General features: G+C 53.6%; 14 protein-coding genes. 7 read left to right on the top strand and 7 right to left on the bottom strand.

Annotation, left to right across the window (positions count from 1 at the left end):
* Positions 1 to 70 precede the first annotated feature (70 nt).
* The 3 genes from gltB to NST69_RS03560 all read right to left on the bottom strand — a co-directional run bounded on the left by gltB (position 71) and on the right by NST69_RS03560 (position 8218).
* Complete coding sequence (gene gltB, locus NST69_RS03570; protein ID WP_342548507.1) at positions 71 to 4666, bottom strand: glutamate synthase large subunit; 4596 nt, start codon at positions 4664 to 4666, stop codon at positions 71 to 73.
* A gap of 375 nt (positions 4667 to 5041) precedes the next feature.
* Positions 5042 to 7396 (bottom strand): YhgE/Pip domain-containing protein, encoded by a 2355-nt coding sequence (locus tag NST69_RS03565; RefSeq protein ID WP_342548506.1) that lies wholly within the window; start codon positions 7394 to 7396, stop codon positions 5042 to 5044.
* A 246-nt stretch (positions 7397 to 7642) separates the two neighbouring features.
* The gene (locus tag NST69_RS03560) at positions 7643 to 8218 is read right to left on the bottom strand and encodes a TetR/AcrR family transcriptional regulator (protein ID WP_076081070.1); all 576 of its coding nucleotides are present in this window, start codon (positions 8216 to 8218) and stop codon (positions 7643 to 7645) included.
* A 300-nt stretch (positions 8219 to 8518) separates the two neighbouring features.
* Here NST69_RS03560 and NST69_RS03555 point away from each other — a divergent pair, with 300 nt between their 5' ends.
* Complete coding sequence (locus NST69_RS03555; RefSeq protein ID WP_036723158.1) at positions 8519 to 9715, top strand: UDP-N-acetylglucosamine--LPS N-acetylglucosamine transferase; 1197 nt, start codon at positions 8519 to 8521, stop codon at positions 9713 to 9715.
* A 125-nt stretch (positions 9716 to 9840) separates the two neighbouring features.
* Here the strand turns inward: NST69_RS03555 and NST69_RS03550 are convergent, their stop codons facing one another.
* Complete coding sequence (locus NST69_RS03550; RefSeq protein WP_036723157.1) at positions 9841 to 10743, bottom strand: cell wall hydrolase; 903 nt, start codon at positions 10741 to 10743, stop codon at positions 9841 to 9843.
* An 83-nt stretch (positions 10744 to 10826) separates the two neighbouring features.
* A complete protein-coding gene (gene thpR, locus NST69_RS03545; protein WP_036723156.1) occupies positions 10827 to 11432 on the bottom strand; it encodes an RNA 2',3'-cyclic phosphodiesterase in 606 nt (201 codons plus the stop codon).
* 90 nt (positions 11433 to 11522) lie between these two features.
* Here thpR and NST69_RS03540 point away from each other — a divergent pair, with 90 nt between their 5' ends.
* Positions 11523 to 12479: a D-2-hydroxyacid dehydrogenase gene (locus NST69_RS03540; RefSeq protein WP_342548505.1), complete on the top strand. Its 957-nt coding sequence runs from the start codon at positions 11523 to 11525 to the stop codon at positions 12477 to 12479.
* 388 nt (positions 12480 to 12867) lie between these two features.
* Here the strand turns inward: NST69_RS03540 and NST69_RS03535 are convergent, their stop codons facing one another.
* Both NST69_RS03535 and dgt read right to left on the bottom strand, forming a co-directional pair.
* Positions 12868 to 14652, bottom strand: a complete 1785-nt coding sequence (locus NST69_RS03535; RefSeq protein ID WP_342548504.1) for a HAMP domain-containing methyl-accepting chemotaxis protein — start codon at positions 14650 to 14652, stop codon at positions 12868 to 12870.
* Positions 14653 to 14870: 218 nt separating this feature from the next.
* Entirely contained in the window at positions 14871 to 16280 is a 1410-nt protein-coding gene (gene dgt / locus NST69_RS03530; RefSeq protein ID WP_342548503.1) for a dGTP triphosphohydrolase, read from the bottom strand.
* A 192-nt stretch (positions 16281 to 16472) separates the two neighbouring features.
* Here dgt and NST69_RS03525 point away from each other — a divergent pair, with 192 nt between their 5' ends.
* The 5 genes from NST69_RS03525 (at position 16473) to NST69_RS03505 (ending at position 22025) form a co-directional block, all read left to right on the top strand.
* Positions 16473 to 17249 (top strand): polysaccharide deacetylase family protein, encoded by a 777-nt coding sequence (locus tag NST69_RS03525; protein WP_342548502.1) that lies wholly within the window; start codon positions 16473 to 16475, stop codon positions 17247 to 17249.
* A gap of 117 nt (positions 17250 to 17366) precedes the next feature.
* Positions 17367 to 18392, top strand: coding sequence for a helix-turn-helix transcriptional regulator (locus NST69_RS03520; RefSeq protein ID WP_036723150.1), 1026 nt, complete (start codon positions 17367 to 17369; stop codon positions 18390 to 18392).
* Between the two features lie 124 nt (positions 18393 to 18516).
* On the top strand, positions 18517 to 20154 hold the full coding sequence (locus NST69_RS03515) for an AraC family transcriptional regulator (protein WP_342548501.1): 1638 nt from the start codon (positions 18517 to 18519) through the stop codon (positions 20152 to 20154).
* Positions 20155 to 20235: 81 nt separating this feature from the next.
* Positions 20236 to 21237 carry an ABC transporter substrate-binding protein gene (locus tag NST69_RS03510; protein ID WP_342548500.1) on the top strand — a complete coding sequence of 334 codons (1002 nt, stop codon included), beginning with the start codon at positions 20236 to 20238 and terminating at the stop codon, positions 21235 to 21237.
* On the top strand, positions 21234 to 22025 hold the full coding sequence (locus NST69_RS03505; protein WP_340978668.1) for a hypothetical protein: 792 nt from the start codon (positions 21234 to 21236) through the stop codon (positions 22023 to 22025). Before NST69_RS03510 ends, NST69_RS03505 begins: the two co-directional genes overlap by 4 nt.
* Positions 22026 to 22052: the final 27 nt, after the last annotated feature.

Below are 22052 nucleotides of genomic sequence, written 5' to 3'. Positions count from 1 at the left end.
AGAGGTAGCCTCTTGAATTGACAATGCGCTCCGTCAATGCTGAAGCACATCACTTATGAAGTGTAAAATCTTAACCGCCAACACGCGCAAGCTCACGCATATTCGCTTCAAAAGCAGCCATCAGTGCAGCTTCACCGGTCAAACCGCTGCTCTCCACCTTGCGGATCTGCTCCAGCATCCGTTTGTAATCCTTCGGAATGACACGGGCAAATCTCGGCAGGGCCTCATCCCATGAATCCAGAATTGCCCGGCCCGCATTACTGTCTGTATGCTGGGTATGGCGGCTGATCATAGCATGCAGTTCAGCGATTTCGTCCGCTTCCTCTACACGCTCCAGCAGCACCATCTCCAGGTTACAGCGTTTGATGAAGGTATTATCCGGATCGTATACATAAGCGATACCGCCCGACATCCCTGCTGCAAAGTTACGGCCTGTTGCACCCAGTACAACCACACGGCCGCCGGTCATGTATTCGCAGCCGTGGTCGCCTACGCCTTCAACGACTACATTCGCCCCGGAGTTGCGGACGGCGAACCGTTCACCGGCAATACCGCTCACGTAAGCTTCGCCGCCGGTTGCTCCGTACAGCGCCGTATTTCCGATGATGATATTCTCTTCTGCCGCGAAGGTAGCCTTGCGCGAAGGCCGGATAATCAGCTTGCCTCCGGACAGCCCTTTGCCGACATAGTCATTCGAGTCGCCTTCAACGGTAATGGTGACGCCCTTCGGCACGAATGCGCCCAGACTCTGTCCCGCAGATCCGGTAAAGTGCAGGCGGATCGTATCGTCCGGCAATCCGGCTGCGCCGTATTTGCGTGTCAGCTCACTGCCGAGAATCGTACCCACGGCACGGTTCACGTTCGTGATCGGCAGGGAAGCTTCTACTGCCGTGCCGGATTCCAGCGCAGGTGCAGCAATATCGAGCAGATGCGTCATATCCAGGGTCTCTTCCAGACCGTGGTTCTGGAACTTGCTGCGGAAGCGTGTGCTTCCTTCCGGCATAGCCGGAATGTGCAGCAGGCTGCTCAGATCGACGCCCTTCTTCTTCCAGTGCGTGGATGCCTTAACCGCATCCAGACAATCGGTACGGCCGACCATCTCTTCAATCGTCCGGAAGCCCAGCTCTGCCATAATCTCGCGCAGATCCTGTGCCACGAAGGTCATGAAGTTCACCACATGCTGCGGATCACCCATGAAGTTCTTGCGAAGCTCAGGGTTCTGGGTAGCTACGCCCACAGGACAAGTGTCCATCTGGCATACACGCATCATGATACAGCCTACGGCTACCAGAGGTGCAGTAGCGAAGCCGTATTCTTCAGCACCCAGCAGAACGGCTACCGCGAGGTCGCGCCCGCTGAGCATCTTGCCGTCAGTCTCCAGCACGACACGGTCGCGCAGATTGTTCAGCATCAGCGTCTGGTGGGTCTCCGCCAGGCCCAGCTCCCAAGGCAGTCCGGCATGACGGATGGAGTTCATCGGCGAAGCGCCGGTCCCCCCATCATAACCGCTGATCAGGATAATATCAGCGCGGCCCTTCGCCACACCTGCGGCAATGGTGCCTACGCCAACCTCAGAAACGAGCTTCACGTTAATGCTGGCACGCGGATTGGCATTCTTCAGATCATAGATCAGCTCGGCCAGATCCTCAATCGAATAGATATCGTGATGCGGCGGCGGCGAGATCAGTCCCACGCCTGCCGTTGAACCGCGGACCTCCGCAACCCAAGGATATACCTTGCGGCCCGGAAGCTGTCCGCCTTCACCCGGCTTCGCGCCCTGCGCCATCTTGATCTGAATCTCGTCGGCGTTCACCAGATAGTTGGAGGTAACGCCGAACCGTCCCGAAGCCACCTGCTTGATCGCACTGCGGCGGGAATCGCCGTTAGCGTCCGTAAGGAAGCGCGCCGGATCTTCTCCGCCTTCCCCGGTGTTGCTCTTGCCGCCGATACGGTTCATGGCAATAGCCAGCGTCTCATGTGCTTCCTTGCTGATCGAGCCGAAGGACATGGCACCGGTCTTGAAGCGTTTCATGATCGATTCAGCCGATTCTACCTCATCCAGCGATACCGGAGCACCTACGCTCTTGAACTGCAGCATCGAGCGCAGCGTCTGGTGCTTCTCGCTTTCACCCTGAACGAGCGCTGCATACTTCTTATACATCTCATAATCACCGCTGCGCACGGAGTGCTGAAGCAGATGAATGGTCTGCGGGTTGAACAGATGCTCTTCCCCGTCGCTGCGCCACTGGTATTCACCGCCGGAATCCAGCACCATATCGTTGCCGTCTTTGTCGGTGAAGGCGCGGTTATGGCTGGCAAGTGCTTCTTGCGCCACTTCCTCCAGGCCAATTCCGCCGATACGCGAAGGTGTCCAAGTGAAGTAACGGTCTACGAACTCGGAATTCAGACCGACCGCTTCAAAGATCTGTGCCCCCCGATAGGACTGAATCGTGGAGATTCCCATTTTGGACAGAATTTTGACCACGCTCTTCGTAGCTGCCTTGATGTAGTTCTTCACAGCCTTCTCATGCGAGATTCCGCGGAGCAGGCCTTGGCTGATCATGTCATCGAGACTCTCGAAGGCCAGGTAAGGATTGACCGCACTTACACCATAACCCAGCAGAAGCGCATAATGATGAACTTCACGCGGTTCGCCGGATTCCAGCAGGATGCTGACCTTGGTACGGGTTCCCGAGCGGATCAGATGGTGATGCAGGCTGGAGACTGCCAGGAGCGCCGGAATTGCCGCATTCTCGCGGTCTACACCCCGGTCGGACAGAATAAGGATATTATGTCCCTTGCCCATGACGCGGTCTGCCGCCTCATTCATCCGGTCAAGCGCAATTCTGAGACCCTCTGCCCCCAGCTCTGCCGGGAAGAGAATCGGAATGGACATCGACTTGAAGCCCGCACGGCGGACATGACGGATTTTGGCGAAATCCTCGTTCGAGAGAATCGGAGAATCCAGCGAGATCTGCCGGCAGCTCTCCGGTTCTGCCTTCAGCAGGTTGCGTTCAGGTCCGATCGTAGTCGCTGTGGACGTTACCAGTTCTTCACGGATGGCGTCAATCGGCGGGTTGGTGACCTGGGCGAACATCTGCTTAAAGTAATTGTACAGGCGCTGTGGACGGTCTGATAACACGGCCAGCGGCGAATCGTAACCCATGGAGCCGACAGCTTCGGCGCCTGTGGAGGCCATAGGCTCCAGCACCTTGCGCAGATCCTCGAAAGTATATCCGAAGGACTGCTGCAGCTGCTGCACATTATCATGCTTCGGATTCGGCAGCTCCGGTGCATCCGGGAGCTGATCGAGACCGATCAGATGCTCATCCAGCCACTCTTGATAAGGCTGCTCGGAGGCGATCTCGGCTTTGACCTCTTCGTCCGAGATAATCCGGCCCTGCTTCGTATCCACGAGCAGCATGCGGCCCGGTCTCAGCCGGTCTTTGTATAGAACATCTTCTGCCGGAATGTCGAGGACACCCGCTTCAGAGGAAAGAATAATCAGATCATCTTTGGTGACATAGTAACGTGCAGGACGCAGGCCGTTACGGTCCAGGATGGCCCCGATCTGTACACCGTCGGTAAAGCCCATTGCGGCAGGTCCGTCCCACGGTTCCATCAGGGTGCTGTGGTATTCATAGAAGGCTTTCTTCTTCTCGTCCATGCTGTCATGATTGCTCCAAGGCTCAGGAACCATCATCATCGCCACATGGGGCAGGGAGCGTCCGCTCAGGTAGAGGAATTCAAAGGTATTATCGAACATGGCCGTATCGGAGCCGTCCGGGTTCACCACCGGCTTAACTTTGCTGATGTCTTCTCCGAACTTCTCGCTCTTGAACAGCGACTGGCGGGCATGCATCCAGTTCACATTGCCGCGAAGGGTATTAATTTCACCGTTGTGAATCATGAAGCGGTAAGGGTGGGCACGTTCCCAGCTTGGGAAGGTGTTGGTACTGAAGCGGGAGTGGACCAGCGCAATCGCTGATTCCAGCGTCTCTTCCTGGAGGTCCAGATAGAATTGTCCTACCTGTACGGTAGTGAGCATGCCTTTGTATACGATCTTCTTGCAGGAAAGACTCGGCACATAGAAGGATTCGCCCTCTTCTGCCCCGCCGTAGCGGATTGCCAGCTCTGCCCGTTTGCGGATCACATACAGCTTGCGTTCGAAGGACAGATCATCCTTGATTCCCTCCGAGCGGCCGATAAATACCTGGCGTACGTAAGGCTTAGCAGCCTTGGCCGTCTTGCCGAGCATTTCGTCAAAGGTCGGGACATCGCGGTAACCGAGTACCTGCTGCCCCTCTTCCGCGATAATCTCGCTCAGGAGCGCCTCGTGGCGGGCGCGGATCTCCTCGTTATGAGACAGAAAGATCATGCCCACGCCATAATGGCCTGGCTCCGGAAGCTCAAAGCCCAGCTTCGCAGCTTCGCCGGCAAAGAAACGGTGGGGAATCTGCAGCATAATGCCGGCTCCGTCTCCAGAGTTCGGCTCACTTCCCTGGCCTCCCCGATGCTCCATATTGAAGAGCATAGTCAGTGCATTACTGACAATATCATGGGACGGCTTGCCTTTTATATGCGCGACAAATCCCATGCCGCAAGCGTCTTTTTCGAACTGGGGATCATAAAGGCCCTGTTTGCCGGGCAGTTCAGTGTGTCTCATCACATGCAACCTCTCTATTATAAAGTAGACGGAATTCCAGGAAAATTTTTCAGCGGAAAATCTTAATAATTATTCAGGCAGAATTGGTGTTATTATTTTATCATCGAGCTGACATGAGCGCAATTTAAACTTTTTTATGAGCTTGATTAACATTTGCTTTTGCATTGCAGCTTTAGCGAATAAAAGCGTAAAAAAACTGTCGAATGTATAATTATGCATAAATGACGAATAAGCGCTTATGCACTGAAAGCGTTTCAATCATTTTCCCGGCCTGAAAACAGCACTTCCTTTAGCTATTTATATTTATGAATAAACCAAAAGCGCCCCGTAAAGGGGCGCTTTTGGTTCGTATGTTTTACAAAGAATGTTGTTGATTTATACAGTCAAAACTTGTTCACTTTTCAGTACCGCTTCATTGCCGCGGTCGCGGGTCATGAAGTAGGTAAAGGTGAGAGCCAGGAAGATTACCCCATAAGCGCCAAGCGTTCCTGCATCGGCCCACATGGAGCCGAAGTCTCCCGTAGAGATTACTGCCTTGAAGCCTTTGACACTGTAAGTCATCGGCAGCAGCGGATTGAAGATCTTCATCCAGTTAGGAATCAGCTCCAGCGGGAAGGTTCCTGCGCTTGTAGTCAACTGGAAGATCAGAATCAGAATAACTACGAAGCGGCCAGGCTGATCCAACCAAGTAACAATCGCTTGAATCATCCACATGAAGGCCAGGCTGGTAATGAACGAGAAGGCGTAGAACAAGGGTACATTCTGTACTTCAAGTCCCAGACCATACAAGACAATCAGGACAGCCAGCAGAGCCTGAAGCACACTCATCATGGAGAATGTAAGTGTACGGCTCATGAACCGGTTGAACCGGCTGGCGCCAATGACTTCGGAATCACGCATAGGGATAACAATCGTACAGATCAGAGCACCTACGAACAATCCGAGGGACAGGAAGTAAGGAGCGAATCCTGTGCCGTAGTTAGGCACCTTGTTAACCTTCACTTCTTCGATCTGTACCGGCTGGGCGAACATCGATACCAGTCCATCGGTCTTGTTCACCGATTTGGTCTGTGAAGCCGCATCGCCCAGCTTGCTTGCCAGCTCACCGGAGCCTGTCTTCAGCTCATCCAGGCCATCCTTCAGCTGCCCCGCTCCGTCACTCAGCTTCTTCGAGCCATCGGCTACCGAGCTGAGGCCGGTGCCCAGCTTGCCTGCTCCAGCCAGCAGCTTCGTGGTGCCGGCTTCCAGCGCCTTGCCGCCGTCTGCCAGCTTCACGCCGCCCGCTGCAGCTTCGTCCAGCTTCGCGCCGAACTGCTTCATGCCTGCGGCCAGCTTCGCGCCGCCGTTCTCCAGTGCGCCTGCTCCGGCTGCCAGCTGATTCTGGCCATCCAGCAGCTGCGTGCTGCCTGCGTAGAGCTTCTGCGCTCCCTCATGCAGCTGACCTACACCTGTATCCAGCTGCTGTGAACCGCTGTGCAGCTGATTCGCTCCCTGCAGCAGCTGCTCCTGGCCGCTGTTCAGGGCCGCAGCTCCGTTCAGGAGCTGCTGCTGGCCCTGGTCCAGCTGCGCCGTGCCCGCAGCTACTGCTGCGCTTGCTGCCACCAGCTTCTGCACCTCAGGGCTTGCTGCCAGCTGAGGATTCGACTTCGCCAGCGCCTGCAGACCGTCAGCTACAGCCTTGGCTCCGGCTGCTGTCTTGGCACTGCCGTCCTTCGAAGCCGTAAGTCCGGCTTCAAGCTTCGCACTGCCCTCGGCGGAGGAGCTTAATCCGGCCGCAAGCTTCGCGCTGCCATCCACAACTGCCTTCGTACCTGTCTGCAGCTTCTCGGTGCCGACGACAGCCGACTGTGTTCCAGCCTGTAGCGAAGCTGTTCCGGCTGCCGTCTTCTGCAGCCCGGCATTCAGCTGCTTGCTGCCCGCTGCCGACTGCGTCACCCCATCCTGCAGCTGCTTATGCGCTGCGGATAACTGCTGCAGTCCTCCGGCCAGCGTGCTGCTGCCGGTTTTGAGTGCGGCTGCACCGTTATTCAGATCACTCACGCCCTGCGTAAGCGGCGCTACACCATCCAGCAGCTTGCCGGTGCCTTCGGTGAGGACAACCAGATTGTCCTTCAGCTTCAGCGCGCCGTCATCCAGCTTGGTGGCGCCGTCTGCGATCTTGGTCGCACCGTCTCCGGCTTCGCCCAGACCGTCTGCGATTTTGGTGATTTTATCAAACACAGAACTGGTATAAGCTTCCGTAATCTTGGCGGATACCTTGCTCTTGATATCCTTCACTGCCGTGCCGCCAATCTGGCCTGCCAGGAAGTTGTAGCCTTCATTCGGCTCGTAGATGATCTTGGCCGGCTGCGGATCTGCATCCAGCAGTGTAGTTGCCTTGGCCGAGAAGTCTTCCGGAACCACAATCGCCATATAATAGGTATTGTCCGCAAGCCCGGCTTCCGCCTGCTCCCGGCTGACGAAATTCCACTTGAACCCGTCCGTCTTCTTCAGCTCCGTGACCAGATCTTCTCCGGCGGTCAGCTTGGTGCCTTCATAATCAGCACCCTTATCCTGATTGACAACCGCTACCGGAAGCTCGTTCATTTTACCGTAAGGGTCCCAGAATGCTTTCAGGAACAATCCGCTGTACAGAACAGGAATAAATAGAATGGCGAACATGGAAATACGCATCTTGGGATTCTTGAATACCGCGCCAAGATCCTTCATAAACACGGATAAAGATTTCATTCTGGTTCTCTCCTTATGATCATATGCTCTCTCTTGAAAATACGATGTCTTGCTGTGAAATGATAGTTTCGTGAATATTACAGTAACACCGGATGACTGTTTTCCCCATTTGGTCATTCAAAGGCAAAAAAAATGGGTCTATCCTGTTCAGTACGATCCAACTCAGCACCATCCGCCTCAGCCCATCAATTCCAATCAGGGAAAGCGCAGCAATGCGAGACGCCATCCCTATACCGGACTTAACTTCTACTGTGACAACCCCTCTGCCAAAAACAGATGAAAGTAATACTTGATCTGTTCTTTGGTCAACGGCACATGTACCTTGCTCAGCTCAGCAGTAAGCGCGATATATAACCTGAACATTACCACCGACACAATCTGGGGATCGCAGGGTTTGATTTCCCCTTGACGAATGGCCTGCTCCACCTCCCGTTCCAGATATTCAAGCACCACACTCTCGATCTTGTCGAGTCCTTCACCAGCCTGCGGCGTTCCGAAGTCCAGACTCTCCTGGGAGAGCTTGATGAATAGCTCGTGTTCGCTCCGAAATTCCAGCAGGGCATCCAACACACGGTGCAGATTATCAAAAAACGGCTTATCGCGCCTAATCTCCCGCTCGGCGATCATTTTCATCTCGAGGATAACATCGCGCAGGATTTCATCAAATAACTGTTCCTTGTTCGTAAAAAAGGTGTAAATCGTCCCTTTGCCGACATTGGCAATCTTGGCGACCTGGTCCATCGTTGTTGCCTTATATCCGAATAATGAAAAAGACTTCGTCGCCGCCTGCAGCACCTGCTGCCTTCGATCTACCACAGCCATTCATACACTCCCTTTCCTGAAGGATCGTCTACCACTTCCGTTTTGACCATTTTACTGATCCGGTCATTCGGTCAAGACCAACTTTACCACTTTGCCTATGCCTTTGCAATACTTTTGCTAAATTTTTTTATTTTATTGCAGTGTTTTAACTTTCTATTTACGTCTTATTTGTATAATGTGAGAAAAGAAGCAAAATCCCTAGTATAATATTAGGAGAAGCATGTACGCGGTAACCGCAAACGGACTACTAATGAAGCTATCTAACAAACCTATCTATAATGGAAAGTTGCAGGTGAACTTATGCGAAAGAAAAGAGTACTGCTGTTTTCGGAAGGCTTCGGCACGGGCCATACAGGGGCAGCCTATGCTCTGGCTGAAGGAATACGACTGCTGAACCCCGATGTTCAGTGCCGGGTCTTCGAGCTCGGAAAATTCCTGAATCCTACGGTCGCTCCTTGGATTCTTTCCGCTTACCGCAAAACTGTCAGCAGCCAGCCGAAGCTGGTCGGCATGATGTATAAGACCCAATATCATAAATCACTGAACCGGTTGACCAAGCTGGCCCTTCACCGGATTTTTTATACCCATGCCTCTCAGGTCATTGAACAGCTGCGGCCGGATCTGATTATCTGCACGCATCCGATTCCCGCTGCGGTCATCTCCAGGCTGAAGCACCAGGGTCTTGATGTACCGTTCTATACGCTGATTACAGATTATGATGCCCACGGCAGCTGGGTGAATGCGGAAGCCAACCGATATCTGGTATCGACCTCAAGGGTCAAATCCATTCTTACGGGGCGCGGCGTCCCCTCCGAGCTGGTGACAGTGACCGGGATTCCCGTGCATCCGAAATTCTGGGAGTCCCAGGGTAAGACTAAGCTGCGCAAAGAGCTGGGGCTTGCCGACATCCCGACTGCGCTTATTATGGGCGGCGGCTGGGGCCTGATGTTCGGCAAGGATATTATGAACTCGCTCACCGCCCGGATCAATGAGATCCAGCTTATCTTCTGTATGGGCAGCAACGACAAGGCTATAGCCAAAATGCAGGCCAACCCCCTGCTGAACCATCCCAATGTAAGGATTCTCGGTTACAGCAGTGAGATCAACAAGCTGATGGATGCCTCGGATCTGCTGATCACGAAGCCTGGCGGAATGACCTGCACTGAAGGTCAGGCCAAAGGCATTCCGATGCTGTTCTATAACGCCATCCCCGGCCAGGAAGAGAAGAACAGCCAGTATTTCGTCGAGCTGGGGCTGGCCGAGATGCTGAATCCGGGCGTCGTGGACAAATGGTTCTCCATGCTGCTAAGCGAATATGCCGGATTCGGGGGACCGCAGAAGCGCAAGGCCTCTCCGGACCTCCAGCAGCCGCAGCACTGCGCCGCCACCATTCTTAAGATGCTTGGGAAGCCAGCTGCGGAAGCGGTCTTCTCCGAGGCGTGGAGCGCCCCTCCGCCCAAAGTACGGAGCGAAGAAGCCGTCTATGTCACACCTTAAGCCCTTATCCTGATTCCCTAACACAAAAAACCTCCAGCCCATAGATCCTGCGGGCTGGAGGTTTTTTGTATTACATATGGCCGTAACAGAATAGACGTATAGCGTCTGATGTGCAGCGGGCTTTTTTATTTATAAAAGGTATGATTGCCGATGGTCTTGGCGAATGTCCGTGAATGATGCACGGTCAGATCCTGTGCCAGCGTCAGCGACAGGAAGAAATAGGTATCATCCGTAACCTCTTTGACCCCCATAAGCGCTGCATTCACAGCCTTAATACTGTCCGCATTTGGCTTCACGCGTTTAAGACGCCCGTTGGCCACAGGACTGAACTGCCTTTTCTGATAAATAACTTCTCTAATAGTGTCGGGATAATTGGCTGACCGCAGCCGGTTTAGAACAACGTTGGCAACTGCCACCTTGCCCTTGTACGGTTCGCCTTCTGCCTCTGCCATGACGATTTTTTGCAGCAGATGCAGGTCTTCTCCGGATACGGCGTAGCTCCAGGTAGCTTCAGCTTGCTGCTCCTTGGGTAGTAGCTTGGTCCGGGAGAAGAACAATGTTGCGGGGGGATGTTGCTGAGTTACAGCCTTGCTTGATTTCACACTCTTCGTCCCCGTTGCCGCGATCTTGGGCGCTTGCGCCACTGGCGGCGATGCTTTCACCACAGTTACCTTAGGCTTAGTCACAATGGAAGCCGGCTTGACAGCGTCCTTGCGCTGCAGCTTCTCGGGACTTAACCATCCTGCACTCACCGTGCGGGTCCAGGTATGAACCGGTTTGGCAGCTGTGGTGTAGAGCATGGGTGTAATGATTCCGGCTGAATGGCTTGTCCTGTGCAGGACCGATGCGGCTTGCGGAATAAGCTGCTCTACCGATTGATGGCTTGCAGACTTCAGCTTACCCATTTCTATTACATTCTCCCCGGTAGCAGCAGTTCCTTCGGGGTTCATCAAACTTATCGCTGAGAAAGACACTAGGATTACACCAACCAGCAGCGCAATATAGCGGCTCTGTTTGAAAATCAACATGTTTTACCTCCTATTTTACGGCACATTCCTATTGTATGTAACCGAAAATGGAAGCTTTGAAAACTTTCTTGTCGATTTTATATTCAGAAAAATGTAAATTTTTCAGTCATTTCATACATAGGAATGGCATGCATCCTGGTAGCATACACCACAAAACCCTCTACCGTCCAGCCTATGTCTGGAAGTAATTCGCCCGGGGGCTGATTCTTTATCCGTAAATTTTCCAGCTGCTCCAGCGTAAACGGATCTTCTCCTCGGTATTTGCGGGCTACTGTCAAATGGGGATTGTACGTTCGCATCTCTGGGGTATAGCCTAGGGGAAGGGTCGCTGAAACCACCTTTTGCTGCAGCTCCTTCAGCGGCTCCAATTCGCCGGAAATCCCGGCCCAGAGCACTCTTGGCGAGTCTGGAAGACCGAAGGTGCCCCATTCGCCGAGCTTCAGCTGAAAGCCTTTACTTGAACGCGCAACCTTCCGGAGTGCCTCATAGAGAGGTGGAATATTTTCCCTGGGGGTATCTCCAAGAAATTGAAGCGTAATATGGAAATCTTTGAAATGTGTCCATCTGGCAAATTTAAGTCCGGACGACACACGGGCAGACTCATTCTTCAGATATTCAAGCAGCGTATCAGGCAACGGCACCGCAACGAACAGACGCTCCACTTCTTGCTCCGGGTCCAAATGGCTCATGCGAATTTCACCTTTCCAGACAGATTTGTTATGCTTATCTATACTTATCGTCTATTTCTCTACTGAAATGTAGAACAGGAGGGAACCATCATGACTAAATCCATCGTTTGTATGCAGCAGCTGTCCTCTGCTCAACAGGAACTGATCCGCGCCGCTGCACCAGAGTACACCCTTACCCTTGGAGATTCCAGGAACCCTGATCTGGAGCTGCTCTCCGGCGCAGAGATTATTATCGGCTGGGGCAAAGGCATCCGGGACACTGTGCTGCGCCAGGGCTCACCGCTCCGCTGGGTACAAGCCTGGTCCGCCGGAGTAGAGAAGCTTCCGCTGGATGCCATGAAGGAACGCGAAATTCAGCTGACGAACGCCAGCGGCGTGCATGCGGAACCGATTACTGCTGTCATCCTCAGCTTCATGCTGATGTTCACGCGGAATATGCACACAGCCATCCGTAACCAGCAGAACCGCCGCTGGCACTCGAACGGACAGGAGAGCGAGCTGACCGGCAAGACGATTGTTATCGCCGGAACCGGCGCCATCGGCAGCGAGACTGCCAGAATCGCCAAAGCCTTCCATATGAAGACGGTCGGAGTCAGCCGCTCCGGGCGACCGGTGGACGGCTTCGACCAGATCTTCACCACCGGGGAGCTGAAGGACTCCGTCCGCGAAGCAGACTTCGTAGTCAACACGCTGCCGCTCACCGACGAAACGCGCGGGCTGTTCGATGCTGAGGTCTTCTCCGCCTGCAAGCAGGGGGCCTACTATATTAATATTGGCCGCGGCGTCACCACGCATACGGAGGACCTGATCGCTGCACTGAACAGCGGCCAGCTGGCCGGTGCGGGCCTCGATGTCTTCGAGACCGAGCCGCTGCCGGAGGACCACCCGCTCTGGGGTATGGAGCAGGTCATCATCACCCCTCACTGTGCCGGGGTAACCGACCGCTATGCCGACCGGGTGGTCGACATCTTCGTGGAGAACATGAAGGCCTACCTGGAATCCGGCAAGCCTTCGCGCAACCTGGTGGATTATAGCCGCCAGTATTAGAGGGCTTGGGCGGCCGGGGAGACTGGTGCGCTGTGTCGCATACATGCCCAGCTCGTTCAACTCTTTTAACTAATTTAAGCAATTCAGTTCATTCAGTGATTCACGAATTCACGCATAATAAAGAGCCTCTGCAGAACTAAGCAGAGGCTCTTTATTTACTTCCATCACTAAATCGATTGAACTTGAAATTCACCCATTAGGGAGCAGTGGCGGAAGAGAGGTTTGGAACTGTAGGAGCGTTAGCGTCCGCCTTTAGATTTGTATTTCTACTGCTTACAGCAGCTTAAATGAGGAAATACAAATCTAACAGCGGCCGGAAGTCCAAACATTCTCTGCAGTCACGGCGTATCCCTAATCTCCGAAATTTCGCTGCTTCAATCTATCCCCCTCACACCTTAAAGCGGGTCACCGACTCCCGGAGCTCCGCAAGCAGCAGCTTCAGCTCCGAGATGCCGTTAGCCACAGCGGTGGTCGAGCTGAGCTGCTCATGCGCTGAAGCGGAGGTCTCTTCGACACCTGCCGCCGATTGCTGGGAGAGTGCCGAGATATGCTGGCTGAACTCGTTCATGGTCTCGCTGGCACCGGTCATTTGCTGCAGATCCTGGCTCATCTCGTCGATAGTCACCGCCATCATGCGGACCGAGCCGTTGATCTCAGCCAGCGCATCACCGGTCTCGACAATCTGCCGGCTGCCTTGCTCCGTCTTGGCTACCCCGCCGCGCAGCTGCTCTACCATGGTTCTGGAGTCGAGCTGGATGCCCTGCGTAATCTCTGTAATCTCCGAGACCGTCTGTTGCACATCCTCTGACAGCTTCCGCACCTCCTGTGCGACAACGGCGAAGCCGCGTCCGCTGTCACCTGCCCGTGCGGCTTCAATAGCGGCATTGATCGCCAGCAGATGAGTCTGCTCCGAGATGCTCCGGATGGAGCCTACCAGATGGAAGATACCCTCATTCTTGCGGTTCAGCTCTTCTACGGTATCCATGGACTGCGAGACCGCATCGGCAATCTCGTTCATCTGCGCCACGGAGCTTTCCATGAGCGCCCGGCCCTTTTCACCCTTTTGCCGTACCTGCTCTGAATGATTGGAGAGATCCGTACCTCTGCCGGCAAAATTCTCAATTAACGTATTTAGCTCCTCCACCGCCTTGGAGGCATCCACCGCTGCTTCGGCCTGGCTTCCGGAGGCTGTGGCCAGCTCTTCCATCGTCAGCGCAATCTGGCTGCTGCCTTCCTTGGTTTCAGCAATTGTATGCATCAGCTCATCGCCCTGCTCCGTAATGACCCTGGATACATTTCTGATCCGGCTGACCATTTCCAGCAGCGTGCGGTTCGTTTCATTCACGGTCTTGGCCAGCAGGCCAATCTCGTCCTTGTTGCGGATCAGCGTCTCTTCCGCCGTCAGATCCCCGCTCGAGATCTGCTGCAGCTGCGCCGTTACTTTCTTCAGCGGATTGATGATCGTTCTGCGGACGAACATGTTCACCACACCGATAACGATCAGGACAATCAGCACAGTCGCAATATTCATTCTCCCGGCGGTATTGAAAATACTCGCAGAAGTTTTGCCCTCGTCCTCAGCATCCTTCTGGCTGTGCGCCACCAGCGCATCCAGATCTACCTGCATGGAATTAAAAGCGTCAATCCCTTTCCGCGATACCTCCAGGGCTAATTTCTCGTCATTCGAGCTGCTGAGCAGGATCGCTTGATTGTTGACAGTCAAGAACTCGCCCCATTTCCCGACGAGCGACTGTAATTGCTTCAGCTCCTGCTCTCCTTTCAGATTGGCTTTATATTCCTTAAAAGTATCCGCTACTTTGCCGATGAATTTGGACCGTTCTTCCGCAAGCGCGTTTTTGTCCGCGTTATCAGTGCTCAGGATATGCTGCAGGCTAAGGGCCATAACATGCTCCGTGAGGTAATTGACATTGTGAATTTTGTTCAGCTCGGGAATGATATTTTTAATGATGTTCCCGGTGTTCTTCTGCATATTGTTCATTTGATAGAGCGAAACCACGCCGCTGATGATAACGAATACAGCCAGAGCCGCATAACCGTAGGCTATCTTGGAGCCGATGCTTTTTCTGCCCCGGAACAGACTTGCCTGCTGCTCCTTGTCTGCTCCTTTCCTCCCTTTTCCTAACAGATCCTTCAGTCGCTGACCTATACCCACACCTGTGTGCCCCCTTGATAATATCTGGATGTTTACACCATTTTCCATCTGATTTCATTTATTTTCATAAAAAAAGCAAAAAAAAATAGGTTACATTTACTATGTCGGCAACAGTCGGTTAAAAATTTACATGTTTCTCTCGATGTAAGGTTTTACCTGCCAGCCCAAACGGCGGACAGGTAAAGGCTCTACATATATAGGTCTAATCCAGTATAGGTCTAATCCAGATCGTAAATCGAACCGACCTTCAGCCCGTACAGCTCATTGTAGATTTTCTCGGCAAAGGCGTCGGTCATTCCGGCGATATAATCGGTCACCATATGCTCCCAGGTCCAGATCGGCTTGGCCGACTTCTGATCCTTCTCGAACCGCTGCAGCCAGTCCGAAGGGATAATGCTCCGGGAGGTCTCGGGATCAAGGAATGCCTCCCACAGCCGCCGCAATATCCACTCGCTCCGTTTCTGCAGACGCTGCACGCGCAAATCACGGATCATCGTTACCCAGGCGAAGCTTTTGAGCACACTGACGGTCCGCAGCATATCCTCATCCTCCTTGCCTTCCTTAATGAAGGTAACCTTCTTCCAGTCCCCGTCCCCGATCACGCCAAGGCTGGCGACAAAGGTACTGACCCAATAGGCCTTGACTTCACGGCGGGTGCGGGAATAGTCATTCTCACAGGTAGGCATCTTCTCCTTCCAGACCCGAAGGAATGAACTCAGCACCTCCTCCACCTTGAAGCGGATCGCGGACTTGTTCCAGCCGGACCAGAAGGCATCCTCAAGCGTAGTGATCTTCTCCACAATCAGCCGCTGGATATAGTCGTCATGCAGGAAATGCTCATGTACCTCAATCTTACCGGCCTTGATGCCGTCCTCCAGATCATGCGCCGAATAAGCAATATCGTCACACAGGTCCATCAGCTGCGCTTCCAGCGTCTTTTTGCCTGCCGGAATTCCCCACTGGGTGCGGATCTCGTGGATATACTCCCACTCGTGCAGATACATCCCCTTCTTCAGCACCGTCCCGGGAAAAGGATATTTGTTAATGCCCAGCAGCACCGCGTCCGAGAGGTTCAGACCGTCGATATTCTCGCGCTTCTCCAGGAACATGATCAGGCGGAAGTTATGGGCGTTACCTTCAAAATGCTCATATTTGCGCTTCATGCTCTCATGAATCGTCTGCTGCTGAACCGGACCTGCCCCTGACTTGGCCAATGCCTCCACCGTCTTGCGGGTAACCAGCTTCTCCAGCAGGCTGTCCAGCACCTCTTCTCCCTTATGCCCAAATGGGGGATGTCCGAAGTCATGGGCGATTGCCGCACATTCCACTACCTCGGGATCAATGACCAGGCCCGGATTCTCCGCGGCTCCTGTCTCTACTTCCGGGTAAGAACGCAGCAGACTCTTGGCCGCTTCGCGGGCAATCTGCGCCACCTCCAGCGAGTGGGTCAAGCGCGTCCGGTAGTAGTCCCCGGTTCCGGCCCCGAACACCTGCGATTTGCCCTGCAGCCGCCGGAAGGTCGGCGAATGGATCAGACGCGAATAGTCGCGTTCATATGCGGCTCTGGAGGTCTCCAGCTTCGTGATTTCGGGATATTGTCTATGCTCTCTTTGTTCAATCAGTGTCATCTCCGCCGCCCCTATTCCTTGATCTGTATTTAGTAACTTATTATAAGTCATTTCTGCCGGAACTTTCACTCTAAAATGCAAATCGCCCTGCGGGCTGCTATAAATGCATAGCAACCAAGGGGGATAGAGCATTCTAAGACTTAAGCAGCAAGAACCGCTTATAAAAACAAGTGTGGAGTGAATCTGAGAGCCATGAGAACAGCCACCCGATTGACCGCCGCAGTTCTTGCCGCACTGGCGCTGATGCACAGCCCTTCCGATCTGGCCCTTGGCAGTCCGAACAAGGCAAAAAACCGCTACTACTATGAGGAGCGCGGCGATATGATCTGGGAAGTGCGCACCAGTCAGAAGGTGATTGCGCTGACCTTCGATGACGGCCCGGACCCCCTGGAGACGGACGGCATTCTGGAGGTGCTGCATGAGTATCAAGCGAAATGCACATTTTTTGCGATTGGCAAGCGGATCGCCGCTTATCCCGATGTCGCCAGACGCGTGATTAATGAAGGACATGAGCTGGCGAACCATACCTATAATCATGTCTATTTCAAAAGACCGATCTCCGGGGAGCAGATTCAGGAGGAGCTTGCGCTGACGGAGAAGGAAATTATGAAGATATCCGGCAGACACAGCAGCCTGTTCAGACCGCCGGGCGGCATGTATGACGAGACGCTGATCGATGTGTCCAACAGCATGGGCCTTAAGCCCGTGCTGTGGTCCTGGCATCAGGACACCCGCGACTGGAACCGCCCCGGCGTCTGGAACATCTCAAGCCGGGTGATCCGCAATGCCAAGAGCGGCGATATCGTTCTGTTCCACGATCATGTCCACGGGCCGTCACAGACGAAGGAAGCATTGAGAATCATTCTGCCTGAGCTGAAGAAGCAGGGCTTCCGGTTTGTTACCGTCTCGGAGCTGATCCAGCTATCCGATGTGCAGCAGGCGAAGACAGACCGGCATATGACCTATTAGGGGGCCTGCCCGGATTGCACAGGTTCACAAAATAAGGTAGTCTTGAGCATAATAAGGCTATCCTAATATGGCTATTTATGAATCTGCCGCAGTCCATCCCCCAGGAGGGTACAATACATGACCGAGAATACTTCCTATACAACCGAGGAAATCGCCCGGCTGCTCAAAATCTCCAAGCTCAAGGTCTATGATCTCATTAAAAAGGGCGAGCTGCCCTCTTACCGTGTCGGCAAGCAGATGCGGGTTGACCTCTCTGATCTGGAGAGGTACAAGCAGAATTCCCGCAACAGCGGGGCCTATGCGAATCCGCTGCCCGGAGGCGGGCTGACCGAAGCTGCACTGCCGCAGGCCCAGCCAGCGCAGCAGACGGGCCCCCCGTTCGCCGCTCCTTACCAGGCCTTCGCCTCCCCGCCGCCACACAGCATGAAGAGCAGCGGTGTACATGTAGTCATTACCGGGCAGGATATGTCCCTTGATATTCTGGCGACCCATCTGGAGCGGGCCCTGCCCTCCACCCGCCCGCTCCGTTCCTATGCGGGCAGTCTGGACAGCCTTATCGCCATGTATCAGGGCGAATCAGATATTGTAAGTACCCATCTGCTGGATGGCGACAGCGGCGAGTATAACCTGCCCTATATCCGTAAGCTGCTCGTAGGCTTCACCTATATTGTAGTGCATCTGCTAACACGCAGCGCAGGCTTCTATGTGCAAAAGGGCAATCCGCTAGGCATCCGCAGTTGGGGGGATCTCCGGCAGGACGGGCTAACGCTGATTAACCGTGAGCGCGGCTCCGGCGCCCGGGTGCTGCTGGATGAACAGCTGCGCCTGCATGGAATTCCGTCCTCCCGCTTGAACGGATACATTAATGAAGAGAACAGCCATCTGGCAGTAGCCAGCCTGGTGGCAAGAGGCGGGGCGGATGTGGGCATCGGCACTGAGAAAGCCGCCAGAATCATTGACGGCATCGACTTCATTCCGCTGATCCGGGAGCGCTACGATCTGGTCATGGTGAAGAAGCCGGAGAATGAAGCCTGGATTAACGCCATTCTGGATATTCTGCGCTCGGAGGCCTTCCGCAGTGAGCTAAGCTCGATTCACAGCTATGATCTGAGCGAGACGGGCAATATTATTTACGAGACTTGAGACCAATAGAAACCAGCCCAAGGGATGTCCGGTTGCGAGCCTTGCCATCCGGTAGTCTCTTGGGCTGCTATCTTGCTGCCGAATCTAGCAGTTGCTATTTTCCCGGCCGAACGAGGAGGAACGCATGTTATCCACAATACCGCAGGCAGCGTTCAGGCTGGAGCGCTTGTTTTTTTCAAGCGTACACAGCTATTACGGAAGATTGGCAGAAGGGGAAGCTTTGCCCCGAAGGACCCTTCACCACCATGCCTTGTGTTATGTCACAGAAGGTAAAGGACAGATTATCCTAAATGGGGGGCTGCTTTCGGCGAATAAAGGAGACTTCTTTTTGTTGTTGCCCGAAACTTCAGTGGAAGGCAAAGCGCTGACGGCAGAACCGCTACGTTATATGATCGTTTTCTTCTCCTGTATACAGCTTCGTAAAGATCAAATGCACCAGGAGCTCCATCCTCCGGAATTTCCAACTAGCGGGAAGCTTGAAGCTTCCGGCCATCCACAGGCTGCAGAGATCACCCGGCAAATGACCGCCTCTCACCGCACCCGTAACCCGGAGGATATCATGCACGCCAAGTATCGGCTGCAGCGGCTGCTCGCATTACTGCTTCAACCAAGTAAGCGTATTGATCAGGACAAGGCTGTAGGGATGGATATTGTGCTTGCCCACATGAAGAACAACTACAACCAAGAGTTTAAAGTTGGGCAACTGGCTCTAATGGCAGGGCTGAGCACCAATCATTTCATCAGAGCGTTCAAGCAGCTTACAGAAAAGACACCTATGGCCTATTTGCTGGAAGAACGGATAAAAAGAGCTAAGCAGCTGCTCTTCTCTTCCGAACGGGTCAAGCAGATTGCCAAGGAAGTGGGCTATAAGGACGAGCATTATTTCAGCCGGGTGTTCAAAAAATCGGAAGGCGTGGCACCGGCCAGCTACCTCAAAAACAATCATATCCGTATTGCTGTTCTCTACTATGGTCTGGATGATTACCTGATGACACTTGGACTGACGCCGGTGGCTGCACTGTCTTACCGGGAACGGGTGTCAAGAAATTACAGCCTCCCCCACCCGGGTGTGCTGGAGCAGGAAATTGTCCGCATGAACGGTTCCCGGTTGAATTATGAAGAGCTGGCACGGGTGAAGCCTGATCTGATTATTGGGAGCGACCGCCTGTTACCAGGCGAGTTGCTGGAGTCCATCGCACCCACGGTTGTTCTTAAGCACACCGATAATGTGGAGCAGCAGTTGTCCCGATTGTCCCGTATTCTGGGCAGAGAGCAGCAGGCTGACGACTGGATGAACCGCTACGCAGAGCAGAAGCACCTCCTTAGATCACAGCTGGAGGCACAGGAGGTGCGGCCTACAGTTTCTTTTATCAGAGTCAGCTCTGAATTCTACCGCCTGTACGGTGCCTCCAATCAGACAGGAACTCTCCTATACCAAGATCTTGGACTACGCCCGCCCCCCTCAACCCGTGAGCAGACGGGAGCAGTGGATTTTGAGATTCATGAGCTTCCCCGGTATAACCCGGGAACCATCTTTTTAGCTGCGGACCCTACCCTGGAATCGAGACAACGGCTGGAAGCACTGCTCTCGTCCAAAGAATGGTCTTCACTGGATGCAGTGAAGCAGTCCCGGGTATTCGATGCCGGAGACCTGTTGTTCAAAACACTTGGACCCTCAGGCAGAAAGTGGGCCATGTCCTATGTTGCATCCCGGATTGGCAGGCGGGACGATAGAATTATCCACGCCAACACAGGGTTATAATCCATTGAAAAGTAAGTATCTTTCTCCTATCATAATGATAATGATTATTATTATCTATTGCACAAAGGAGACTAGAAATAAATGAAGCGATTGAAATCCCTCCAGATCATGCTCCTTGCCGTGCTGCTGCTGATACTGGCTGCGTGCAGCAATGGAGCAAGACAACCGGCTTCTGAAGAACCGCGTCCCTCCGCCTCCCAAACCAGCGATCAGGGGGCTGCGGAACCGGGCACACGCACGATTGCCCACCTTAAGGGAGAAGCTGTGATTCCGGCCAAAATCGAAAAAATCGTTGTTCTCTCGGCAGAGTACATAGATCATCTGTTGACTATCGGAGAGAAGCCCTCCGGTGTGAACACTGAGGTCCGGTACGGAGGAGACTATCTTCCCTATCTGGCTGACAAGCTGCAGGGGGTACAAACCGTAGGTTCGGCGGATAATCCCAACCTTGAGGCCATTACCTTGCTTGATCCGGATGTGATTCTTATTGAGAGCCGGACGGCCGAGAATAAGTATGAGCAACTGAACAAAATCGCCCCTACCATCGTTCTTGGAAATGAATGGCTTGATTATGGCGACGATACTTCCTTTTGGACCAAGGATCTGCTAACCATTGCGGAGATGTACGACAAGACGGACCTGGCGAAGGAAAAAATTGCTGAACTAGAACAGAAAACGGTCCAGGCCAGCGAGAAAATCAAAGTGCTGGAGAACAAAAAACTCGCCTACCTCCGTGTACGGGAGAAGACACTCCAAGTGTACGCACAGCAAGGTCATCCAACCAATGCACTCCTTTACCAGGATCTCGGATTTGAACCCGCCGCACTTACGCCGTCAGAGCAGAGAGAGGATTTATCCTTGGAGAAAACGCCGGAGCTGGGAGCAGATTTCATCGTCCTTGAGATGGACCCGAATGCCCGCGATTTCCTGGACAACATGCAGAAGAGCGCACTCTGGAAGAACATCCCTGCCGTACAGGGAGGAAAGGTTCATGAGACCGATTCCTTCTGGCTTTTCAAGGGCTGGGGGGTTATCGGCCGGGGCGAGATTATTGATGAAATAGTGGCATGGATGGAGCCATGAGCAGCGCTGAACCTTTTGGGAGCCAGTGGATACAAGGTTTTATGCAGCAGCATTTTGCCTTGACGGTCACGGAGAACCGGAGTAATTCTTTTCCGTTCAGTACAGAAGATCTATTGGACGAAGCGAAGCTTCCGCTAATTATCGGGCAGCAATCACTCCAGCTTGGGCAGCCTCCGGGAATTGTAGTAGGAACTTTGTTTGCCAAAAGGTACTCGGTGTTGATTATGGGACTGGCCGCCTCCATCACTCTCTTCGATACCCCGCTCTCCCTGCTGCCCGGCGCTTTACGGTTCAGGCTAACGGATGCAGGAATGATGCAGTATGAAGCGGAGACCGCAGCCACGGACAGATGGTTTGATAACTCTTCGGAAGTCCGCCAAGCCTGCCTTGCCAAATATCTGGAACACCTGCTGAAACATTTGCGGCAGGTGTTCGCAGCGGTATCAAGTTATACGGGAGCCAAGGAACGAGTCATGTGGTCGTTGGTTTCGCATAATTTGCATAACCTGTATGGAAGGCTGCGCACGGACAGGGGCCTCTGGGACTCTGAGGATCGGGGCCGGATCATCGGCCAGGATTATAATACCCTGCTTCAGCCGGAGAAGCCGGATGAATTATCCATGCGGTTCCGCAAGGTTGAGCATCCGAAGCTGCGCGGCCGCTCATTATATCTGCGCAGGCATTGCTGTCTGGCCTACCGGATCAGGATTGGGCCTGATGCCGGAGAGTATTGCAGCACTTGCCCCAAGCTATCACCGGAAGACAGATGGAATATATTAGACAACTAAGCAACGCCCATCCCCGGTTCAGGATGG

Source organism: Paenibacillus sp. FSL P2-0089, from assembly GCF_038595095.1.
Classification (GTDB): domain Bacteria; phylum Bacillota; class Bacilli; order Paenibacillales; family Paenibacillaceae; genus Paenibacillus_AQ; species Paenibacillus_AQ silagei.
This window is presented reverse-complemented; position numbering and strand designations above follow the sequence as displayed.

Bases quoted from the DNA above. Each gene is read 5' to 3' on its own strand.
- NST69_RS03540 (WP_342548505.1), top strand. From the start codon at position 11,523: ATGACTAAATCCATCGTTTGTATGCAGCAGCTGTCCTCTGCTCAACAG.
- thpR (WP_036723156.1), bottom strand. From the start codon at position 11,432: ATGAGCCATTTGGACCCGGAGCAAGAAGTGGAGCGTCTGTTCGTTGCG.
- NST69_RS03555 (WP_036723158.1), top strand. From the start codon at position 8,519: ATGCGAAAGAAAAGAGTACTGCTGTTTTCGGAAGGCTTCGGCACGGGC.
- NST69_RS03505 (WP_340978668.1), top strand. From the start codon at position 21,234: ATGAGCAGCGCTGAACCTTTTGGGAGCCAGTGGATACAAGGTTTTATG.
- NST69_RS03560 (WP_076081070.1), bottom strand. From the start codon at position 8,218: ATGGCTGTGGTAGATCGAAGGCAGCAGGTGCTGCAGGCGGCGACGAAG.
- NST69_RS03510 (WP_342548500.1), top strand. From the start codon at position 20,236: ATGAAGCGATTGAAATCCCTCCAGATCATGCTCCTTGCCGTGCTGCTG.
- NST69_RS03515 (WP_342548501.1), top strand. From the start codon at position 18,517: ATGTTATCCACAATACCGCAGGCAGCGTTCAGGCTGGAGCGCTTGTTT.
- NST69_RS03520 (WP_036723150.1), top strand. From the start codon at position 17,367: ATGACCGAGAATACTTCCTATACAACCGAGGAAATCGCCCGGCTGCTC.
- dgt (WP_342548503.1), bottom strand. From the start codon at position 16,280: ATGACACTGATTGAACAAAGAGAGCATAGACAATATCCCGAAATCACG.
- gltB (WP_342548507.1), bottom strand. From the start codon at position 4,666: ATGAGACACACTGAACTGCCCGGCAAACAGGGCCTTTATGATCCCCAG.
- NST69_RS03550 (WP_036723157.1), bottom strand. From the start codon at position 10,743: ATGTTGATTTTCAAACAGAGCCGCTATATTGCGCTGCTGGTTGGTGTA.
- NST69_RS03565 (WP_342548506.1), bottom strand. From the start codon at position 7,396: ATGAAATCTTTATCCGTGTTTATGAAGGATCTTGGCGCGGTATTCAAG.
- NST69_RS03525 (WP_342548502.1), top strand. From the start codon at position 16,473: ATGAGAACAGCCACCCGATTGACCGCCGCAGTTCTTGCCGCACTGGCG.